The organism is Streptosporangium amethystogenes subsp. fukuiense (assembly GCF_042665875.1).
GTDB classification, from domain to species: Bacteria; Actinomycetota; Actinomycetes; order Streptosporangiales; family Streptosporangiaceae; genus Streptosporangium; species Streptosporangium fukuiense.
Genome location: NZ_JBHTEE010000001.1, coordinates 3,387,885 through 3,403,883, shown reverse-complemented (window position 1 = coordinate 3,403,883; position 15,999 = coordinate 3,387,885). Strand labels below are relative to the sequence as shown.

The 15,999-nt window shown below is 70.6% G+C and carries 12 protein-coding genes; 6 read left to right on the top strand and 6 right to left on the bottom strand.

Going from position 1 to position 15,999, the window contains the following annotated elements; translation table 11 throughout:
- The first annotated feature begins 29 nt into the window (after window positions 1-29).
- From recQ to ACFQVD_RS14855, 3 genes are all read left to right on the top strand, one after another.
- A complete protein-coding gene (recQ, locus tag ACFQVD_RS14865; protein ID WP_343965153.1) occupies window positions 30-1,928 on the top strand; it encodes a DNA helicase RecQ in 1,899 nt (632 codons plus the stop codon).
- Between the two features lie 133 nt (window positions 1,929-2,061).
- Entirely contained in the window at window positions 2,062-2,724 is a 663-nt protein-coding gene (locus ACFQVD_RS14860) for a potassium channel family protein (RefSeq protein WP_343965151.1), read from the top strand.
- Window positions 2,725-2,795: 71 nt separating this feature from the next.
- Window positions 2,796-3,692: an LLM class F420-dependent oxidoreductase gene (locus tag ACFQVD_RS14855; protein WP_343965149.1), complete on the top strand. Its 897-nt coding sequence runs from the start codon at window positions 2,796-2,798 to the stop codon at window positions 3,690-3,692.
- A 19-nt stretch (window positions 3,693-3,711) separates the two neighbouring features.
- On the opposite strand, the gene ACFQVD_RS14850 is transcribed toward ACFQVD_RS14855, so the two are convergent.
- Window positions 3,712-4,326, bottom strand: coding sequence for a hypothetical protein (locus tag ACFQVD_RS14850; protein WP_343965147.1), 615 nt, complete (start codon window positions 4,324-4,326; stop codon window positions 3,712-3,714).
- A 153-nt stretch (window positions 4,327-4,479) separates the two neighbouring features.
- Complete coding sequence (dapD, locus tag ACFQVD_RS14845; protein WP_343965145.1) at window positions 4,480-5,457, bottom strand: 2,3,4,5-tetrahydropyridine-2,6-dicarboxylate N-succinyltransferase; 978 nt, start codon at window positions 5,455-5,457, stop codon at window positions 4,480-4,482.
- Between the two features lie 93 nt (window positions 5,458-5,550).
- Here dapD and ACFQVD_RS14840 point away from each other — a divergent pair, with 93 nt between their 5' ends.
- On the top strand, window positions 5,551-6,156 hold the full coding sequence (locus tag ACFQVD_RS14840) for a glycoside hydrolase family 25 protein (RefSeq protein WP_343965143.1): 606 nt from the start codon (window positions 5,551-5,553) through the stop codon (window positions 6,154-6,156).
- A 68-nt stretch (window positions 6,157-6,224) separates the two neighbouring features.
- The gene (gene thrS, locus ACFQVD_RS14835; RefSeq protein WP_343965141.1) at window positions 6,225-8,192 is read left to right on the top strand and encodes a threonine--tRNA ligase; all 1,968 of its coding nucleotides are present in this window, start codon (window positions 6,225-6,227) and stop codon (window positions 8,190-8,192) included.
- Between the two features lie 124 nt (window positions 8,193-8,316).
- Here the strand turns inward: thrS and ACFQVD_RS14830 are convergent, their stop codons facing one another.
- The gene (locus ACFQVD_RS14830) at window positions 8,317-8,982 is read right to left on the bottom strand and encodes an Asp23/Gls24 family envelope stress response protein (RefSeq protein WP_343965139.1); all 666 of its coding nucleotides are present in this window, start codon (window positions 8,980-8,982) and stop codon (window positions 8,317-8,319) included.
- A 183-nt stretch (window positions 8,983-9,165) separates the two neighbouring features.
- Between ACFQVD_RS14830 and ACFQVD_RS14825 the strand changes: the two genes are divergently transcribed.
- Entirely contained in the window at window positions 9,166-9,717 is a 552-nt protein-coding gene (locus ACFQVD_RS14825) for an HIT family protein (protein WP_343965137.1), read from the top strand.
- Here the strand turns inward: ACFQVD_RS14825 and ACFQVD_RS14820 are convergent.
- The 3 genes from ACFQVD_RS14820 to ACFQVD_RS14810 form a co-directional block, all read right to left on the bottom strand.
- Window positions 9,660-11,774 carry a hypothetical protein gene (locus tag ACFQVD_RS14820; RefSeq protein WP_343965135.1) on the bottom strand — a complete coding sequence of 705 codons (2,115 nt, stop codon included), beginning with the start codon at window positions 11,772-11,774 and terminating at the stop codon, window positions 9,660-9,662. The two genes, ACFQVD_RS14825 and ACFQVD_RS14820, sit on opposite strands and share 58 nt — an antisense overlap.
- 188 nt (window positions 11,775-11,962) lie before the next feature.
- Window positions 11,963-13,549, bottom strand: coding sequence for a glycoside hydrolase family 10 protein (locus tag ACFQVD_RS14815; RefSeq protein ID WP_343965133.1), 1,587 nt, complete (start codon window positions 13,547-13,549; stop codon window positions 11,963-11,965).
- A gap of 159 nt (window positions 13,550-13,708) precedes the next feature.
- Window positions 13,709-15,841: an elongation factor G-like protein EF-G2 gene (locus ACFQVD_RS14810; RefSeq protein ID WP_343965131.1), complete on the bottom strand. Its 2,133-nt coding sequence runs from the start codon at window positions 15,839-15,841 to the stop codon at window positions 13,709-13,711.
- Window positions 15,842-15,999: the final 158 nt, after the last annotated feature.

The window sequence follows — 15,999 nt, the reverse complement described above, 5'->3', positions numbered from 1 at the left end:
CTGTCGGGGGGGCCTCGTACAATGACCCGATGCCTTTCCCCGAGAACGACCCCGAGGTGAGCGACGCGTCGCGGGTCCTGCAGCGCGTCTTCGGCTACGACTCGTTCCGGGAGGGCCAACAGGAGATCATCGACCACGTCGTGGCCGGTGGTGACGCCCTGGTGCTCATGCCGACGGGGGGCGGCAAGTCGCTGTGCTACCAGATCCCCGCGCTCGTGCGGAAGGGCACGGGGGTGGTGATCTCACCGCTCATCGCGCTCATGCAGGACCAGGTCGACGCTCTGACGGCGCTCGGCGTGCGGGCCGGGTTCCTCAACTCCACCCAGGAGTTCGAGGAGCGTCGCCAGGTCGAGTCGGCCTTCCTCGCAGGTGAGCTGGACCTGCTCTACCTGGCGCCGGAGCGGCTGCGGGTCGACGCGACGCTGCGCCTGCTCGACAGCGGGACGATCTCGCTGTTCGCCATCGACGAGGCGCACTGCGTGGCCCAGTGGGGACACGACTTCCGGCCCGACTACCTCGCCCTGTCCGCGCTGCACGAGCGCTGGCCCGACGTGCCGCGCGTCGCGCTGACCGCCACGGCCACCAAGGCCACCCACGCCGAGATCGCCTCCAGGCTCAATCTGGAGCGGGCCCGCCACTTCGTGGCGAGCTTCGACCGGCCCAACATCCAGTACCGCATCGCTCCCAAGAACGAGCCGAAGCGGCAACTGCTCGAACTGCTCCGCGCCGAGCACGCCGGGGACGCGGGCATCGTCTACTGCCTGTCGCGCAACTCGGTCGAGAAGATCGCCGAGTTCCTGGTGGAGAACGGTGTCCAGGCGCTGCCCTACCACGCGGGCCTCGACGCCCGCACCCGCGCCGCCAACCAGGCGCGCTTCCTGCGCGAGGACGGCCTCGTCATGGTCGCCACGATCGCGTTCGGCATGGGCATCGACAAGCCCGACGTGCGGTTCGTCGCCCACCTCGACCTGCCCAAGTCCATCGAGGGTTACTACCAGGAGACCGGCAGGGCGGGGCGCGACGGCCTGCCCTCCACCGCCTGGCTCGCCTACGGCCTCCAGGACGTCGTGCAGCAGCGCAAGATGATCGACACCTCGGAGGGTGACGACGCCCACCGCCGCCGCCTGGCCACCCACCTGGACGCCATGCTCGCCCTGTGCGAGGCGGTCGAGTGCCGCCGCGTGCTGCTGCTCGCCTACTTCGGCCAGCAGACCGCCGCCTGCGGCAACTGCGACACCTGCCTGTCGCCGCCCGAGTCCTGGGACGGCACGGTCGCCGCGCAGAAGGTCCTGTCGACGGTGTTCCGGCTGATGCGCGAGCGCCGTCAGAAGTTCGGCGCGGGCCAGATCATCGACATCCTGCTCGGGAAGAAGACGGCCAAGGTCATCCAGCACGACCACGACGGCCTGACGGTGTTCGGCATCGGAACGGAGCTGGGCGAGGCCGAGTGGCGTGGCGTGGTACGCCAGCTGCTGGCGCAGGGGCTGCTGGCCGTCGAGGGGGACTACGGCACGCTGGTGCTGACCGAGGCGAGCGCGGAGGTGCTGGGGCGCCGGCGCCAGGTTCCGCTACGGCGCGAGCCTACGATGGCGGCCCGGCCCGCCAAGGCCGCGAAGACCTCCTCCTCGCGCCGGGCCGAGCCCGTCGAGCTGCCCGAGGAGGCGGTGCCGGTGTTCGAGCTGCTGCGGGCCTGGCGTGGAGCCACCGCGAAGGAACAGGGCGTACCCGCGTACGTGATCTTCCATGACGCGACCCTGCGTGAGATCGCGACCAGGTCCCCCTCGTCCCTGGCCGAGCTGGGCACGGTGAGCGGGGTCGGGGAGAACAAGCTGGCCAAGTACGGCCGGCAGGTCCTCGACACCCTCGCAGGCGCCGATTCCGGTACCGATCCGGCGGGAAGTGAGGAAGGCCTCCTGGCCTTCCCCTGAGGTAGAATCGGGCGGAATCCGGGCCTCAGCGCCCCAGTGACACGCAGGTAGGGGCCTGGAGGCTGTCGTCCACCTCCGGGCTCCTCGCGTTGACGGCCCCCCGCGGCTGCGGACTCCCGAAAGAGGACGATCGTTGCCTGACAGAAGGAACGACCCCGTGGTGGTCGTCGGGCTCGGCCGCTTCGGCGGTTCCCTCGCACTCGAGCTCTTCCGGAGGGGGACCGAGGTGCTGGCCATCGACAGCCGCCCCAAGGTGGTGCAGAGCCTGGCGGGGAAGCTCACCCATGTCGTCGTCGCCGACTCCACGGACATCGAGGCGCTGCGGCAGATCGGGGTGCCCGACTTCTACCGGGCGGTGGTCGCCATCGGCACCGACCTGGAGTCCAGCATCCTCACCACCTCCCTGCTCGTCGAGCTGGAGATCGAGGACGTCTGGGCCAAGGCGATCAGCCGCGAGCACGGCCGCATCCTGGAGCGGGTCGGCGCCCACCACGTGATCCTCCCCGAGCACGACATGGGGGAGCGGCTGGCCCACCTGCTCAACGGGCGGATGCTCGACTACATGGAGGTGGACGGCGACTACGCGGTGGTCAAGACCCGGCCGCCCCGCGAGTACGTCGGCGTGCCCCTGGGCGAGTCCAACCTGCGGCGCAAGTACGGCGTGACGGTGGTCTGCGTCAAGGGCCAGTACGACGAGTTCACCTACGCCGACTCCGGGACGGTGCTGAGCTACGGCGACGTGATCGTCATCGCGGGCAAGATCGAGCAGGTGGAGCGGTTCACCGAACTCCCGTGACCGCTTCCGCCACGCGGGGGATCGTCGTCGATCTACACTGGACGGAATCACTAGAACGGAGTTCGGTAGCGATGCGATTCGGACTGTTGCTCAACGAACCCAAAGAGCCGGACGTGCTCGGCAAGCTACGGGAGCGCATCGCCCGTGCGGCCGACGACGGCTTCTCCTCCGCCTGGATGTCCCACATCTTCGGCCTCGACGCGCTGACCGCGCTCGCCGTGGCCGGGAACCGGGTGCCCGGGATCGAACTCGGCACCGCCGTCGTCCCGACCTACCCGCGCCACCCGGCGGCCCTCGCCCAGCAGGCGCTCACGGTCAACGCCGCCCTCGACGGGCGGCTCACGCTCGGCATCGGGCTCTCGCACCAGCTGGTGATCGAGAGCATGTACGGCATCGGCTTCGAGCGGCCCGCCCGGCACATGCGCGAGTACCTGTCGATCCTGATGCCGCTGGTACGCGGGGAGAACGCGTCCTTCCAAGGGGAGACCCTCACCGGACAGCTCGGGCTGAGCACGCCGGGACCGAGGGACATGCCCGTGCTCATCGCCGCGCTGGCCCCCAGAATGCTCAGGCTGGCCGGGGAGATGGCCGACGGCACCGTGCTGTGGATGACCGGTCCCAGGACCGTGGCCGAGCACGTGGCGCCCGCCGTCACCGAGGCCGCGCGGGCCGCGGGGCGCCCCGAACCGAGGATCGTGTGCGCGCTGCCCATCTGCGTCACCGACGACGCCGAGGCGGCCAGGGCGCTGGCCGCGGAACAGTTCGAGATCTACGGCCAGCTGCCGTCCTACCGGGCGATGCTGGATCGGGAGGGGGCCGAGGGCCCGGCCGACGTGGCGATCGTCGGAGACGAGGACGAGGTGGCGGCGCGGATCGAGGCGCTCGCCAAGGCCGGGGTCACCGACTTCGTCGCCGCCGAGTACTCTCCCGGCACCCGGACGAGGGAGTTCCTCAAGAGCCTTCTCTGACGCCCCGCGCCCGCCCGGGTCAGACGCCGAAGGCGGTCAGGGCCGCCCAGGCCGTGCCGGCACCGGTCACGGCCCCGGCGGCGACCTGGGCGGGGGTGTGGTGGGTGAGCCGGACCCGCGCCCAGCACACCGTGGCCACCACCAGCGCGCCCACGACGAGGGTGGGCGCCGCGGGCAGCACGTGGGCCAGCACCACCACGGTGCCCGCGGACACGGCCGCGTGGAAGGAGATCTTCCACTTGAGAGTGATCGGGACCGTCACCGCGAGTGCGGCCAGCATCGCGGTCACCGTGGCCACCAGCAGACGCGGCGCGCCGAGGGAGATCAGCAGCACCAGCGCGACGACCACCGCCGCGACCGCCACCAGCAGCGGCCTGGTCCGGCTCGCCCGGTCCACCAGATGGTGGGAGTCCAGGCGTCCGGAACGGACCCCGGCCAGGATCACCAGGGCGGGAATGCCGCCGCACAGGGCTGAGGCCACCAGGCCCCATGCTCCGCCCCGCCACCCGTCGGCCATCAGCCCGACGACCGGGGGCAGCCCGATGACCAGCACCTGCGGTGCGAACAGCCCCGTCACCCACCGGGCCGCCGCCGTCGCGCCGCTCCCGTCGCCCGCCATCTCCTGACCGGTCATCTGAATCCTTCCAGCGCCAGGACCTCGGTCCAGGAGGCGCCCGCGTCGGGATGAGGTCCGTGGGAGCCACCCTGCCAGCTGGGAGACCCGGGGACGAGCACTCGCGGGCCCCACGGCCTCCGGCACACCTCCGCGAGCGCGGCGTGCCGGTGATCAGTCGTTGGCGTGCAGGATGCTGTTGAGCTCCACGCCCGTCCCCTGGCGGGGCACCACCTCGACGGCCCCCGAGGTGGAATTGCGGCGGAACAGCAGGCCGGAGGCGCCGGAGAGCTCGGCCGCCTTGACCACCTGCCCCTCGGGCAGGGTCACCTTGGTCCCGGCGGTGACGTAGAGGCCCGCCTCCACGACGCAGTCGTCGCCGAGGGAGATGCCGATACCGCTGTTGGCGCCCAGCAGGCAGCGCTGCCCGATGGAGATGACCTGCTTGCCGCCGCCGGACAGGGTGCCCATGATCGAGGCGCCGCCGCCGACGTCGGAGCCGTCGCCCACGACGACGCCCGCCGAGATACGGCCCTCGACCATGGAGCCGCCGAGTGTCCCGGCGTTGAAGTTGACGAAACCCTCGTGCATCACGGTCGTGCCGCTCGCCAGGTGCGCACCGAGACGGACCCGGTCGGCCTCGGCGATCCGGACGCCGCTGGGGACCACGTAGTCGACCATGCGCGGGAACTTGTCCACGCCGTAGACGGTCACCTGGCCCCGGGCGCGCAGACGCAGGCGCACCTGCTCGAAGCCCTCCACCGCGCACGGGCCGTGGTTGGTCCACACGACGTTACCGAGCAGGCCGAACAGCCCGTCCAGATTCAGGCCGTGCGGCTGGACGAGGCGTGCCGACAGCAGGTGCAGGCGCAGGTAGACGTCGTAGGTGTCGGCCGGGGCCTCCGACAGCTTGGCGATCTGGGTCCGCACCGCGACCACCTCCACGCCGCGGTCCTCGTCCACGCCGAGCAGCGCGGCGACCCCGGAGCCGAGCTCCTGGGCGGCCTCCTGCGCGCTCAGCCGCCTGGTGCCCGGAGCGGAGGACTCACCCAGCTGCGGGGACGGGAACCAGGTGTCGAGCACGGTCCCGCCGGAAGTTATGGTCGCGATGCCGGTCGCGTACGCGCCGGAGATCTGAGCTGCTGCGTTCACACCGACCAAGCCTAGCCAAAGCGGCCGCAACGGCAGTATGCCGAGGGAGCGTCGGGCGTGTGCCCGCGGCGCCCACCGGTTAGCGTGACCGCCATGCTGCAGGGGATCGACGTGTCGAACTGGCAGGGCGCCGTCGACTGGGGCGCGCAGGCGAAGGGCGGGGTCTCCTTCGCCTTCGCCAAGGCGAGCGAGGGGAGCACCTTCACCGACAAGTGGTTCGGCACCAACTGGAACGGCATGCGCGAGAGCTGGATCGTCTGCGGCGCCTACCACTTCGCCCGCCCCGCGGGCGACCCCGAGGTGCAGGCGGTGCACTTCCTGAAGATCGTGCAGCGGGCCGGGGGGCTGCGCAGGGGCGATCTGCTCGCCCTCGACCTGGAGACCAACGACCACCTGCCCGCCGCCAGGGTGGCGCGGTTCGCCCGCAGCTGGTGCCAGGCGGTCATCGCGCTGGCCGGGGTGAAGCCGGTGGTCTACACGTTCCAGGCGTTCGCACAGAACGGCAACTGCGCCGGGCTGGAGACCTACCCGCTGTGGATCGCCGCGCCCGACGCGCCCCGGGGGCGGCCACAGGTGCCCAGCCCGTGGCGGAGATGGACCATTCACCAGCACTCGCACAAGCCGTTGGATCGCAACGTCTTTCGCGGGACCCGGGCTGAGCTGACCTCGCTGGGCTACCGCCGGAGCCGCGACGCCTGAGAAAACGCGTCGCCGACACCGGTAGCATCGATTCCAGACCATCCATCGACGTCTCCCAGGGAGCAACCGTGTCGGCCGTGCCAGAACTTCGTATCACCCTCGCCGGAGCCGCGCGTGTGGTGGCGGGGGGCACGACGTACGGGGAGGCGCTGGAGGCGGACGGCCGCTCCGTGGTCGCCGCCCGGGTGGGCGGCGAGCTGAAGGACCTCGCGGCCCCGGTGGCCGAGGGCGACGTGATCGAACCGGTCGAGGCGGCCAGCCCCGACGGGCGCGCCATCGTCCGCCACTCCACCGCGCACGTCATGGCCCAGGCCGTTCAGGAGATCTTCCCCGAGGCCAGGCTGGGCATCGGCCCGCCGGTCGAGAACGGTTTCTACTACGACTTCGACGTCAAGAACCCCTTCACCCCCGACGACCTCAAGCGCATCGAGAAGCGCATGCGCGAGATCGTCAAGCAGGGTCAGCTCTTCTCCCGCAGGCCCGTCTCCGACGACGAGGCGGCCGAGGAGCTCGCCGCCGAGCCGTACAAGCTGGAGCTGATCGGCCTCAAGGGCGGGGCCGCCGACGAGGAGAGCGTCGAGGTGGGCGGTGCCGAGCTCACCATCTACGACAACCTCGACCCCAAGACCGGCGAGCTGTGCTGGAAGGACCTGTGCCGCGGCCCTCATGTGCCGACCACCCGGTCCATCCCGGCGTTCAAGCTGATGCGCACCGGCGGCGCCTACTGGCGGGGCAGCGAGAAGAACCCGCAGCTCCAGCGGATCTACGGCACCGCCTGGGAGTCGCGCGAGAAGCAGGATGAGTACCTCCACCTGCTGGAGGAGGCCGAGAAGCGGGATCACCGCAAGCTGGGCGCCGAGCTCGACCTGTTCTCCTTCCCCGACGAGCTGGGCTCCGGCCTGCCGGTCTTCCACCCCAAGGGCGGCGTGATCCGCCGCGTCATGGAGGACTACTCGCGCAAGCGGCACGAGGAGGCGGGCTACTCCTTCGTCAACACCCCGCACATCACCAAGAGCAAGCTCTACGAGATCTCCGGCCACCTCGACTGGTACAAGGACGGGATGTTCCCGGCCATGGAGCTGGAGGGTGCGGAGTACTACCTCAAGCCGATGAACTGCCCGATGCACAACCTGATCTTCAGGTCCCGCGGGCGTTCCTACCGGGAGCTGCCGCTGCGGCTGTTCGAGTTCGGCACGGTCTACCGCTACGAGAAGTCCGGCGTCATCCACGGCCTGACCCGGGTGCGCGGCATGACGCAGGACGACGCGCACATCTACTGCACCCACGAGCAGATGCGCGACGAGCTCAAGTCGCTGCTCCGCTTCGTGCTCGACCTGCTCCGCGACTACGGGCTCGACGACTTCTACCTGGAGCTGTCGACCAAGGACCCGGAGAAGTTCGTCGGCCCCGACGAGGTGTGGGAGGAGGCGACCGAGACGCTGCGCGAGGTCGCCGAGTCCGAGAAGCTGGAGCTCGTCCTCGACCCCGGCGGCGCGGCCTTCTACGGTCCGAAGATCTCCGTCCAGGCCCGGGACGCCATCGGCCGCACCTGGCAGATGTCGACCATCCAGCTGGACTTCAACCTGCCCGAGCTCTTCGAGCTCGAATACCAGGCCGCCGACGGCACCCGCCAGCGTCCCGTCAAGATCCACCGGGCGCTGTTCGGCTCGATCGAGCGCTTCTTCGGCGTCCTGGTCGAGCACTACGCGGGCGCGTTCCCCCCCTGGCTCGCGCCGGTCCAGGTGGTCGGCATCCCGATCGCCGAGGCACACGTGTCCTACCTTCAGGACGTCGCCAAGAAGGCTCGCGAGCGGGGCATCAGGATCGAGATCGACGCCTCCGACGACCGGATGCAAAAGAAGATCCGCAACGCGCAGAAGGCCAAGGTGCCCTTCATGCTCCTGGCGGGCGACGACGACATCGCAGCGGGTGCCGTCTCCTTCCGCTTCCGCAACGGCGAGCAGAAGAACGGGGTCCCGGTCGACGAGGCGATCGCCGAGATCGTAGACGCGATCGAGCGCCGCCTCCAGGTCTGAGCCTCCTCCGAGGCGTTCCGGGTCCGGCTTCCCCACGGGGGCCGGACCCGTCCCTTTGGCGGGGGCCCGTGGGGAAGCCGTGGCCGGGCTTCTCGGTGTCCCCGGATGTCGCCCCTGGGCGTTCCTAGTCGTGCTTCGCGGGTTCGGCGGGTGCCTCGGGCCGGACCTCGCCCGGCAGGCGGACGTCCTCCACGTCGACGTTGACCTCGACGACCCGCATGCCGAGCATCCGGCTGACGGTCCGGGCCACGTTGGTCTTCACCTCGTTGGCCACGTCCATCACCACGTGCCCGTACTCCGCCACGATCGACACGTCCACCGCGGCCGTACGGTCCTGCACGTGGGCGCTGACGCCCCGGGGACCGCGCCTGGCACCGACGCCGGCCCGCTCACGCACCGGCTCCACCGCGTGGGCGGCGTCGCCTCCCAGCTCGGCGACGCCCGTGACCTCGAGGGTGGCGAGGGCCGCGACCTTCTCCACCACCTCGTCCGCCACCTTGATCCGGCCCTTCACCACGGCCGAGGACACCGGGGTGACCGGGGCCGGGGGGGCCGGCGGAGAGAGCGGAGACACGGTCGCCGTCTCGGCGGGGGAAAGGGGGGACACCTCGTCCGCCGCCGGGATGATCGTCTCGACCACGGCCAGGACGGGCTCGCTCGTGGAGGACGCCGGCGGCTCCGTGTCGGCGGACAGGGACAGGCTGAGGGAGAACGGGCGGGTGGGCCTGCCGCCGATCTCGGCGGAAGACACGGTCTCCTCGGTCGGCTCCTCGACGGAGACGTCGGTCATGGCTACTCCTCGGCTGTCGGTGGTCTTGCTGGGGGATTCTGCCGGAAATTTGCGGCATTCGTCCGTTAATACGGTGAGATATAGATCAAGATCCCGTCCACCCGTCGAATCCCGGCCGGTCCCGGTGCCCCGGCGGGGGAGGCGCCAGACCGGAGGAATCGGCTTGGCAATATGCTGGCGACCATGAGCAACGAGCCGGAGGCGCAGTACGGAGCGGGAACACCGGACGCGTTCCAGAGACTCTGGACTCCACACCGGATGGCCTACATCAAGGGGGCCAGCAAACCGACGGGTTCGGGCCCCGAGGACGGCTGCCCGTTCTGCGAGATCCCCCACATGAGCGACGAGGACGGCCTGATCGTCGCCCGAGGCGACGCGGTCTTCGCGCTGCTCAACCTCTACCCGTACAACTCCGGCCATCTGATGGTCTGTCCCTACCGCCACGTGCCGGACTACGCGGACCTGGACGAGGCCGAGACCACCGAGCTCGCCGATTTCACCAAACGGGCGCTGGTCGCCCTGCGCAAGGCCAGCGGCGCGCAGGGTTTCAACGTGGGCATGAACCTGGGCGGTGTGGCGGGCGCCGGGATCGCCGCCCACCTTCACCAGCACGTGGTGCCCCGCTGGGGCGGCGACACCAACTTCATGCCCGTCGTCGGCCAGACCAGGGTGCTTCCTCAGCTGTTGCGTGACACCAGGGAACTGCTCGCCGGCTCCTGGCCCGCGTCGTCGTAGCGCGGGGCTCCGCCCAAGGTCCTGATGCCCACCGACAGTGTCAGCGGCACGGCGAGCGCCAGTGCCATGGAGAGCACCGCGGCACCCGAGTCGTTGACCAGCATGCCGACCACCCCGCTGACCAGGGTGCCGATCAACCCGGCCCGCAGCGCGGGGGAGTGCGCGAACGCGGCGGGCAGCACCCCCGCGGTCGCCTGCTCCGGCCGTAGCAGCGCGTAGACGAGGAACGCCGTCGCGGCGATCACGACCGGCATCAGGTTGGGGCTGAGCAGCGTGCCCAGCATCGCGCCGAGCTTGCGGCCGATCACCTCGACGGCCTCGCCGGTGAACACCTGGCCGACGAAGCGCCCCAGGTGCGTCTGGAAAGCCGGCGGGCGCAGGTAGTCGAGGTAGGCGATGCCCATCACGGTGACGCCGCCCGCCACGCAGAACGCGCCCAGCTTGACGATCGAGACCCGCCTGCCCGCGATCAGCAGCGCGGTCACCGCGATCCCCGGTACGAACGCGATCACGCCGCCGAAGTCGCTGCCCACACCCGGCCAGCCGCCCAGGATCATCGCGAAGCCGCCCAGCACCGCCACGGCGGTGACCGCCGCACCCGTGTGGCCTCCGCGGGTCAGCCGGTGCGCGATCGTGGCGGCCAGCAGCAGCACCGAGGTGGCGAAGAGCGCGAACGGGATGTTACCCAGGCCGTAGTAGCGGGCCCCGACCACGGCGCTGTAGCCCATCACGCTGTTGAGCTGCAGGGTCGTCCCGGTCAGCAGGTCGCCCGCGAGTACCGCCGCGGTCACCCCGGCCACCACCGCCAGCGGTCCGAGCGGTGCGCGCCGCCATGGCCCCGCCAGCGCCACCGCGGCCAGCAGCAGCGCGCATCCGGCGATCCCGCCGACCAGCGCGAGCAGCGGCGTCCGCACGTCCTGCCAGGGGGTGAGGTTCACCAGGTACGTCGAGGCGGGCACCGAGGCCAGCGCCACCGAGGCCACGCGCACGCGCCTCAGCCCGCGCCTGCGGCGCAGCAGCAGGAACGCGGTCAGGTAGAAGGCGACCTGCAGCACGGCGACCGAGGTGAAGAAGACGCCGCCCACGCTCCTGATCGTCTGCCCGGCGACGTCGGCCTTCTCCAGGTCGGCCCGCGCGGCCTCGGTGGTGCCGGTCCGCCTCTCGCTCGCCTGCCAGGGGAGCCCGACGATGCCCGGCGGTGCCTCGACGCCGGCCAGGGAGAGCATCGTCGCGGTGACGTCCGGCAGGATCGTGATGTCGTCGCGGTGGGTGGAGGCCGCTCCCAGGAATCGGCCGGAGAGGTCTCCGTCGCGCATCATGGCCACCCGAAGGTGCGGGTCGACGCCGTGGTCGGACAGGCCCGCCAGCAGCACGCGCGCATCCTTGGGCAGCACGCTCAGCACCGCCCCGGCCTTGGCGTCGGCCAGGCGCAGCGCCGCCGCCCGCTGCTGCGGGGTGAGCCGCTCCTCGACCTTGGGCAGTCGTCCGTCGGTGATGTAGGGCCTGATCAGATCGTCGACGTCGACGGCGATCACGCGGCACCTGGTGAGCACGCCTGAGCGGATCTGCGCGGGGGAGGGAGCGTACACGTCGACCCTGCCCGATCTGTCGGCCAGTGCCAGCGCGGCCCCCGGGCCGATCGCCAGCGTGCACTCCCCGGCGGCGTGCACGGCATCGCCGAGGGCGCCCGCGTTGCGCTGGCCGGCGACGTCGCGCAGGTATCCGTAGCCGGGGATGACGGCACTCGTTCCGTCGGACTCGGGCAGCGGAGGGAGCCCGCAGCCGTAGCCGACCGCGGACCTCACCCCGGCCGAGATCGTCAGCCACCCGTCATAGGGACAGGTCACCCGGCCCACTGCGCGGACCGACAGCGAGCCGATCGCGCTCTGGGTGGCCAGCCGCCACAGATTCGGGGTGCCGCCGGGGCTGAGGTCGCTCCACTGCAGGCCAGGAACGCCGATCAGTACCACCCGCCCGTCCACCCGCGCGGCGGACTGCGCGACACCCGGCCACAGCAAGCCCAGGACCAGCGCAAACGCGAAAAGCGTCCGCTTCACCGACGACCTCCCCTTTAGCTTCTGCCAGGTGCTCGCACCGTAGGGGAAGATCGTGTCACGGGTCCAGCGAATCCGGAGGCAGGTCGCGGGGCGACCGGGCGCTCACCGTCTCGCCTCGCCCGTCCCCCGGACACGCCCACGCCCGCACGGACGCGTGTCCGAGCGGGCGTGGGCAGGTCCCGGGAGTGTCAGGTCCCGGTGGCGTCGCTCTCGTTCTGCAGGCGGTCCAGGGCGGTGACCAGGTAGGTGCCGCCGCGCGTCGTGGTGAAGCTCTGACGGTCGCCGTCCACCGCGGGCACGACCGCGACCAGGTTGCGGGCGTCGGCGGTGGCGCACTCGCCCGGCTTGCCGGAGGCGATCCGGTAGACCGCGTACGAGCGGGCCTCCGGGGAGCTCTTCCAGCTGAGCGAGGTGCCCTGGAGCCGCAGGTCCGCGGGCTTGGCCGGGGCCTGCCCGCCGAGGTCCTTGATCAGCGGCAGCAGCGCCGGACGCGAGTAGTGGCTCTTGACGACGCGGTCCAGCACGCCCAGGGGGTCGGTGGACAGCTGCTTGGCGCTGAAGTAGACGTCGCCGGTGACCTGCTTGTGCCTGCGGTTCTGGGTGAGGTGGGAGGGCAGCTCGCCGGGTCTGGTCCAGGCGGGGGTGTCGGTGGCGCCGACCCGGTACAGGGCCTGGCCGATGTAGAGGTGCACGTCGGTGCCCTTGACCTCGTTCGCCCACCAGGGCATCAGCACGTCGTAGTCGGCGGCCTTGAAACCGCGCGGCCAGTAGAGCTGCGGGATGACGTAGTCGACGGTGCCCTTGCGGATCCAGTGGCGGGCGTCGGCGTAGATGGAGTCGTACGCCGACATGCCGCCGGTGGCCGAGCCGGTGGGGTCCTCGGACTTGTTGCGCCAGATCCCGAACGGGCTGACGCCGAACTTCACACTGCCCCTGACCTCGTGCACCGCCTTGTCGACCTGCGCGATCAGCTTGTTGACGTTGGCGCGGCGCCAGTCGGCGAGCTTGGCGCCCTTGCCGTACCTGGCGAAGGCGGCGTCGTCGGCGAACCTCGCGTTCCCCGACGGGTAGGGGTAGAAGTAGTCGTCGAAGTGGACCCCGTCGACGTCGTAGCGGCTCACCACGTCCTTGACGACCTTGGTGACATGGTCGCGGACCTCGGGCAGGCCGGGGTTGTAGTAGGCCTGGCCGCCGTGCTTGACGATCCAGCCGGGGTGGACCCGGGCGGGGTGGTTCGCGGGCAGCCTGGACAGGTCGCCGTCGGCGGAGGCGCGGTAGGGGTTGAACCACGCGTGGAACTCCAGGCCGCGCCGATGGGCCTCGGCGACGAGGAAGGGCAGCGGGTCCCAGCCGGGGTCCTTGCCCGCGGTGCCGGTCAGATACTGCGACCACGGCTCCAGGTTCGACCTGTACAGCGCGTCGGAGGCCGGACGGACCTGGACGAACACCGCGTTGAACCGCCGCTTGACCGCGTCGTCGAGAATCCTGACGTACTCCGCCTGCTGCCGGGCGGCGGACAGACCGGTCCGCGAGGGCCAGTCGATGTTCTTGACCGTGGCGATCCACACTCCGCGCAGCTGCCGCTTGGGGTATCTCGCGTCCACCGGGCACCGCGCCGAGGCGGAGGTCGTCGCGCCCGCCGTTTCGGCCGAGACCGCCGTGCTCTTGGTGCCCTTGGGCCGGGCCGGCGCGGTGTCGGGGCCGAAGGTGTACGCGGCACCCGTGGTCAGGACGGCGAGGGCGGCAGCGGCCAGAAGAGGGCGTCCGTTTCGCATGGTTCCCAAGTCTGACACCTGGACCGGTGTGCTCTGACCGAAAAAAAGAAATCGTTTCGTGATTACTTTGTTACGTGAGTGTGTGCTGGGAGGCGTGTGTCCGATGGGGTGTGTCCACCTGGTGGCGACGTGCCGCCGGGCACACGCCTCATCGCCCGGTCAGCCGGTGACCTTCTCCACCAGATGCGACGGGAGCGGCTCGTAGCGTAGGAAGTCCCGCTGGAAGGTCCCCGTGCCGTGTGACATGGATCTCAGATCGATCGAGTACCGGGTGATCTCCAGCTCGGGCACCTCGGCCCTGACCAGGGTACGTCCCACGCCCACCGGCTCCGTGCCGAGCACGCGGCCCCTGCGCGAGGACAGGTCGGACATCACCGCGCCCACGTGCTCGTCGGAGACCAGCACGGACACCTCGTCGACAGGTTCGAGCAGCAGTGTGGGCACCTTGGTCGCGGCCTCCTTCAGCGCGAGCGCCCCGGCGATCTGGAAGGCCATGTCGGAGGAGTCGACCGAGTGGGCCTTGCCGTCGTACAGCGTCACCCGCACGTCCACCATGGGGTAGCCGGCGAGGACCCCGCGCTGCATCTGGGTGCGTACCCCCTTCTCCACCGAGGGGATGAACTGGCGCGGCACCACACCGCCGACGATCTTGTCCACGAACTCGAAGCCGCCACCGGACGGCAGGGGCTCGACCTCAAGGTGGCAGACGGCGAACTGGCCGTGGCCGCCGGTCTGCTTGACGTTGCGGCCCAGGGCCTGGCAGCGGCCGCCGAAGGTCTCCCTGAGCGGCACCCGCAGCTCGATCTTCTCCACCTCCACGCCGTGCCGCCTGCTCAGCCGCTCCAGCAGCACGTCGGTGTGGGCCTCGCCCATGCACCACAGCACGAGCTGACGGGTCTCGGGGTTGTTCTCCAGCCGGAGTGTCGGGTCCTCGGCGACCAGCCGCTGCAACGCCTGGCTCAGCTTGTCGTCATCCGCCTTGGACCTGGGCTGGATCGCCACCGGCAGCAGCGGCTCCGGCATCGTCCAGGCCTTCATCACCAGCGGGTTCTCCCGGTCCGACAGGGTGTCGCCGGTCTCCGCGCGCGACAGTTTGGCCACCGCCGCGATGTCCCCGGCCACGCACTTGGCGGTCGTCCGCTGGAGCTTGCCCAGCGGCGAGGAGAGTGCCCCGATGCGCTCGTCCACATCGTGGTCCTCGTGCCCGCGGTCGGCCAGGCCGTGCCCCGAGACGTGCACCGTCATGTCGGGGCGCAGTGTGCCGGAGAAGACCCGCACCAGGCTGATCCGGCCCACGTACGGGTCACTGGTCGTCTTGACGATCTCCGCGACCAGTGGCCCGTCGGGGTCACAGGTGATGCCGGCGACGGGCCGGCCGTCGATCGAGGTGATCTCCGGCATCGGGTGCTCGGGTGGCGAGGGGAAGCCCTGGGTGATGAGCTCCAGGACCTCCAGCGCGCCCACGCCGGTCCCCGCGGCCAGCACCGGGTAGAAGCCGCCGCGCGCGACGGCCTTCTCCAGGTCCCCGATGAGGGCCTTGGTGTCGATCTCCTCGCCGGAGAGGTAACGGTCCATCAGGGACTCGTCCTCGCTCTCCTGGATGACGCCCTCGATCAGGGTGCTTCGGTAGATCTCGATCTGGTCGGCGTAGGCCGGGCCTGGGGAGTTCTCCGTCCTGGTGCCGGTCGCGTAGTTGTAGAACTTCTGGCTCAGCAGCCCGATCAGGCCGTTCACCTTGCCGTTGGTCACCACCGGCAGGTACAGCGGCGAGACGCCGTCGCCGAAGGCGTCCTGGCAGGCGGCGAGGACGTCCTCGAAGTTCGCCCGCTGGTGGTCGATCTTGGTGATCACGACCGCGCGGGGCATCCCGACCGCCGCGCACTCCTCCCAGAGCATCCTGGTCAGGCCGTCCACGCCCTCGACGGCCGAGACGACGAACAGCGCCGCGTCGGCCGCGCGCAACCCGGCGCGCAGGTCGCCGGCGAAGTCGGCGTAGCCGGGCGTGTCCAGCAGGTTGATTTTGATGTCGTTGTGGATCACGGGGGCCACGGTGAGGTTCACCGAGCGCTGCTGGCGCACCTCGACCTCGTCGAAGTCGCTGGCCGTCGTGCCGTCCTCGACCCGGCCGGGCCGCTGGACGGTCTTGGTCGCGGCCAGCAGCGCCTCCACGAGCGTTGTCTTCCCTGCACCGGAATGGCCGACCAGCACGACGTTTCTTATCTTGTCCGGCTGATCGACCGCGGGTGCCCTCCCCGCGGCTCCCGCTGTTCCGCCGGTCGCTCTCTCCGCCACATCGCCTCCCGCGTCGTTGCCGAAGGGGCGCGGCCTTGGTGGGGCCACACCCCCGGGATCCGCTGCCGCGTCCATACACCGCATGGACGCGGTGTGTTCACCAAATACCCATGTGGCGAATATCACAAGAGGGGTGGAGCGATCCTCTTGCGAGAGGG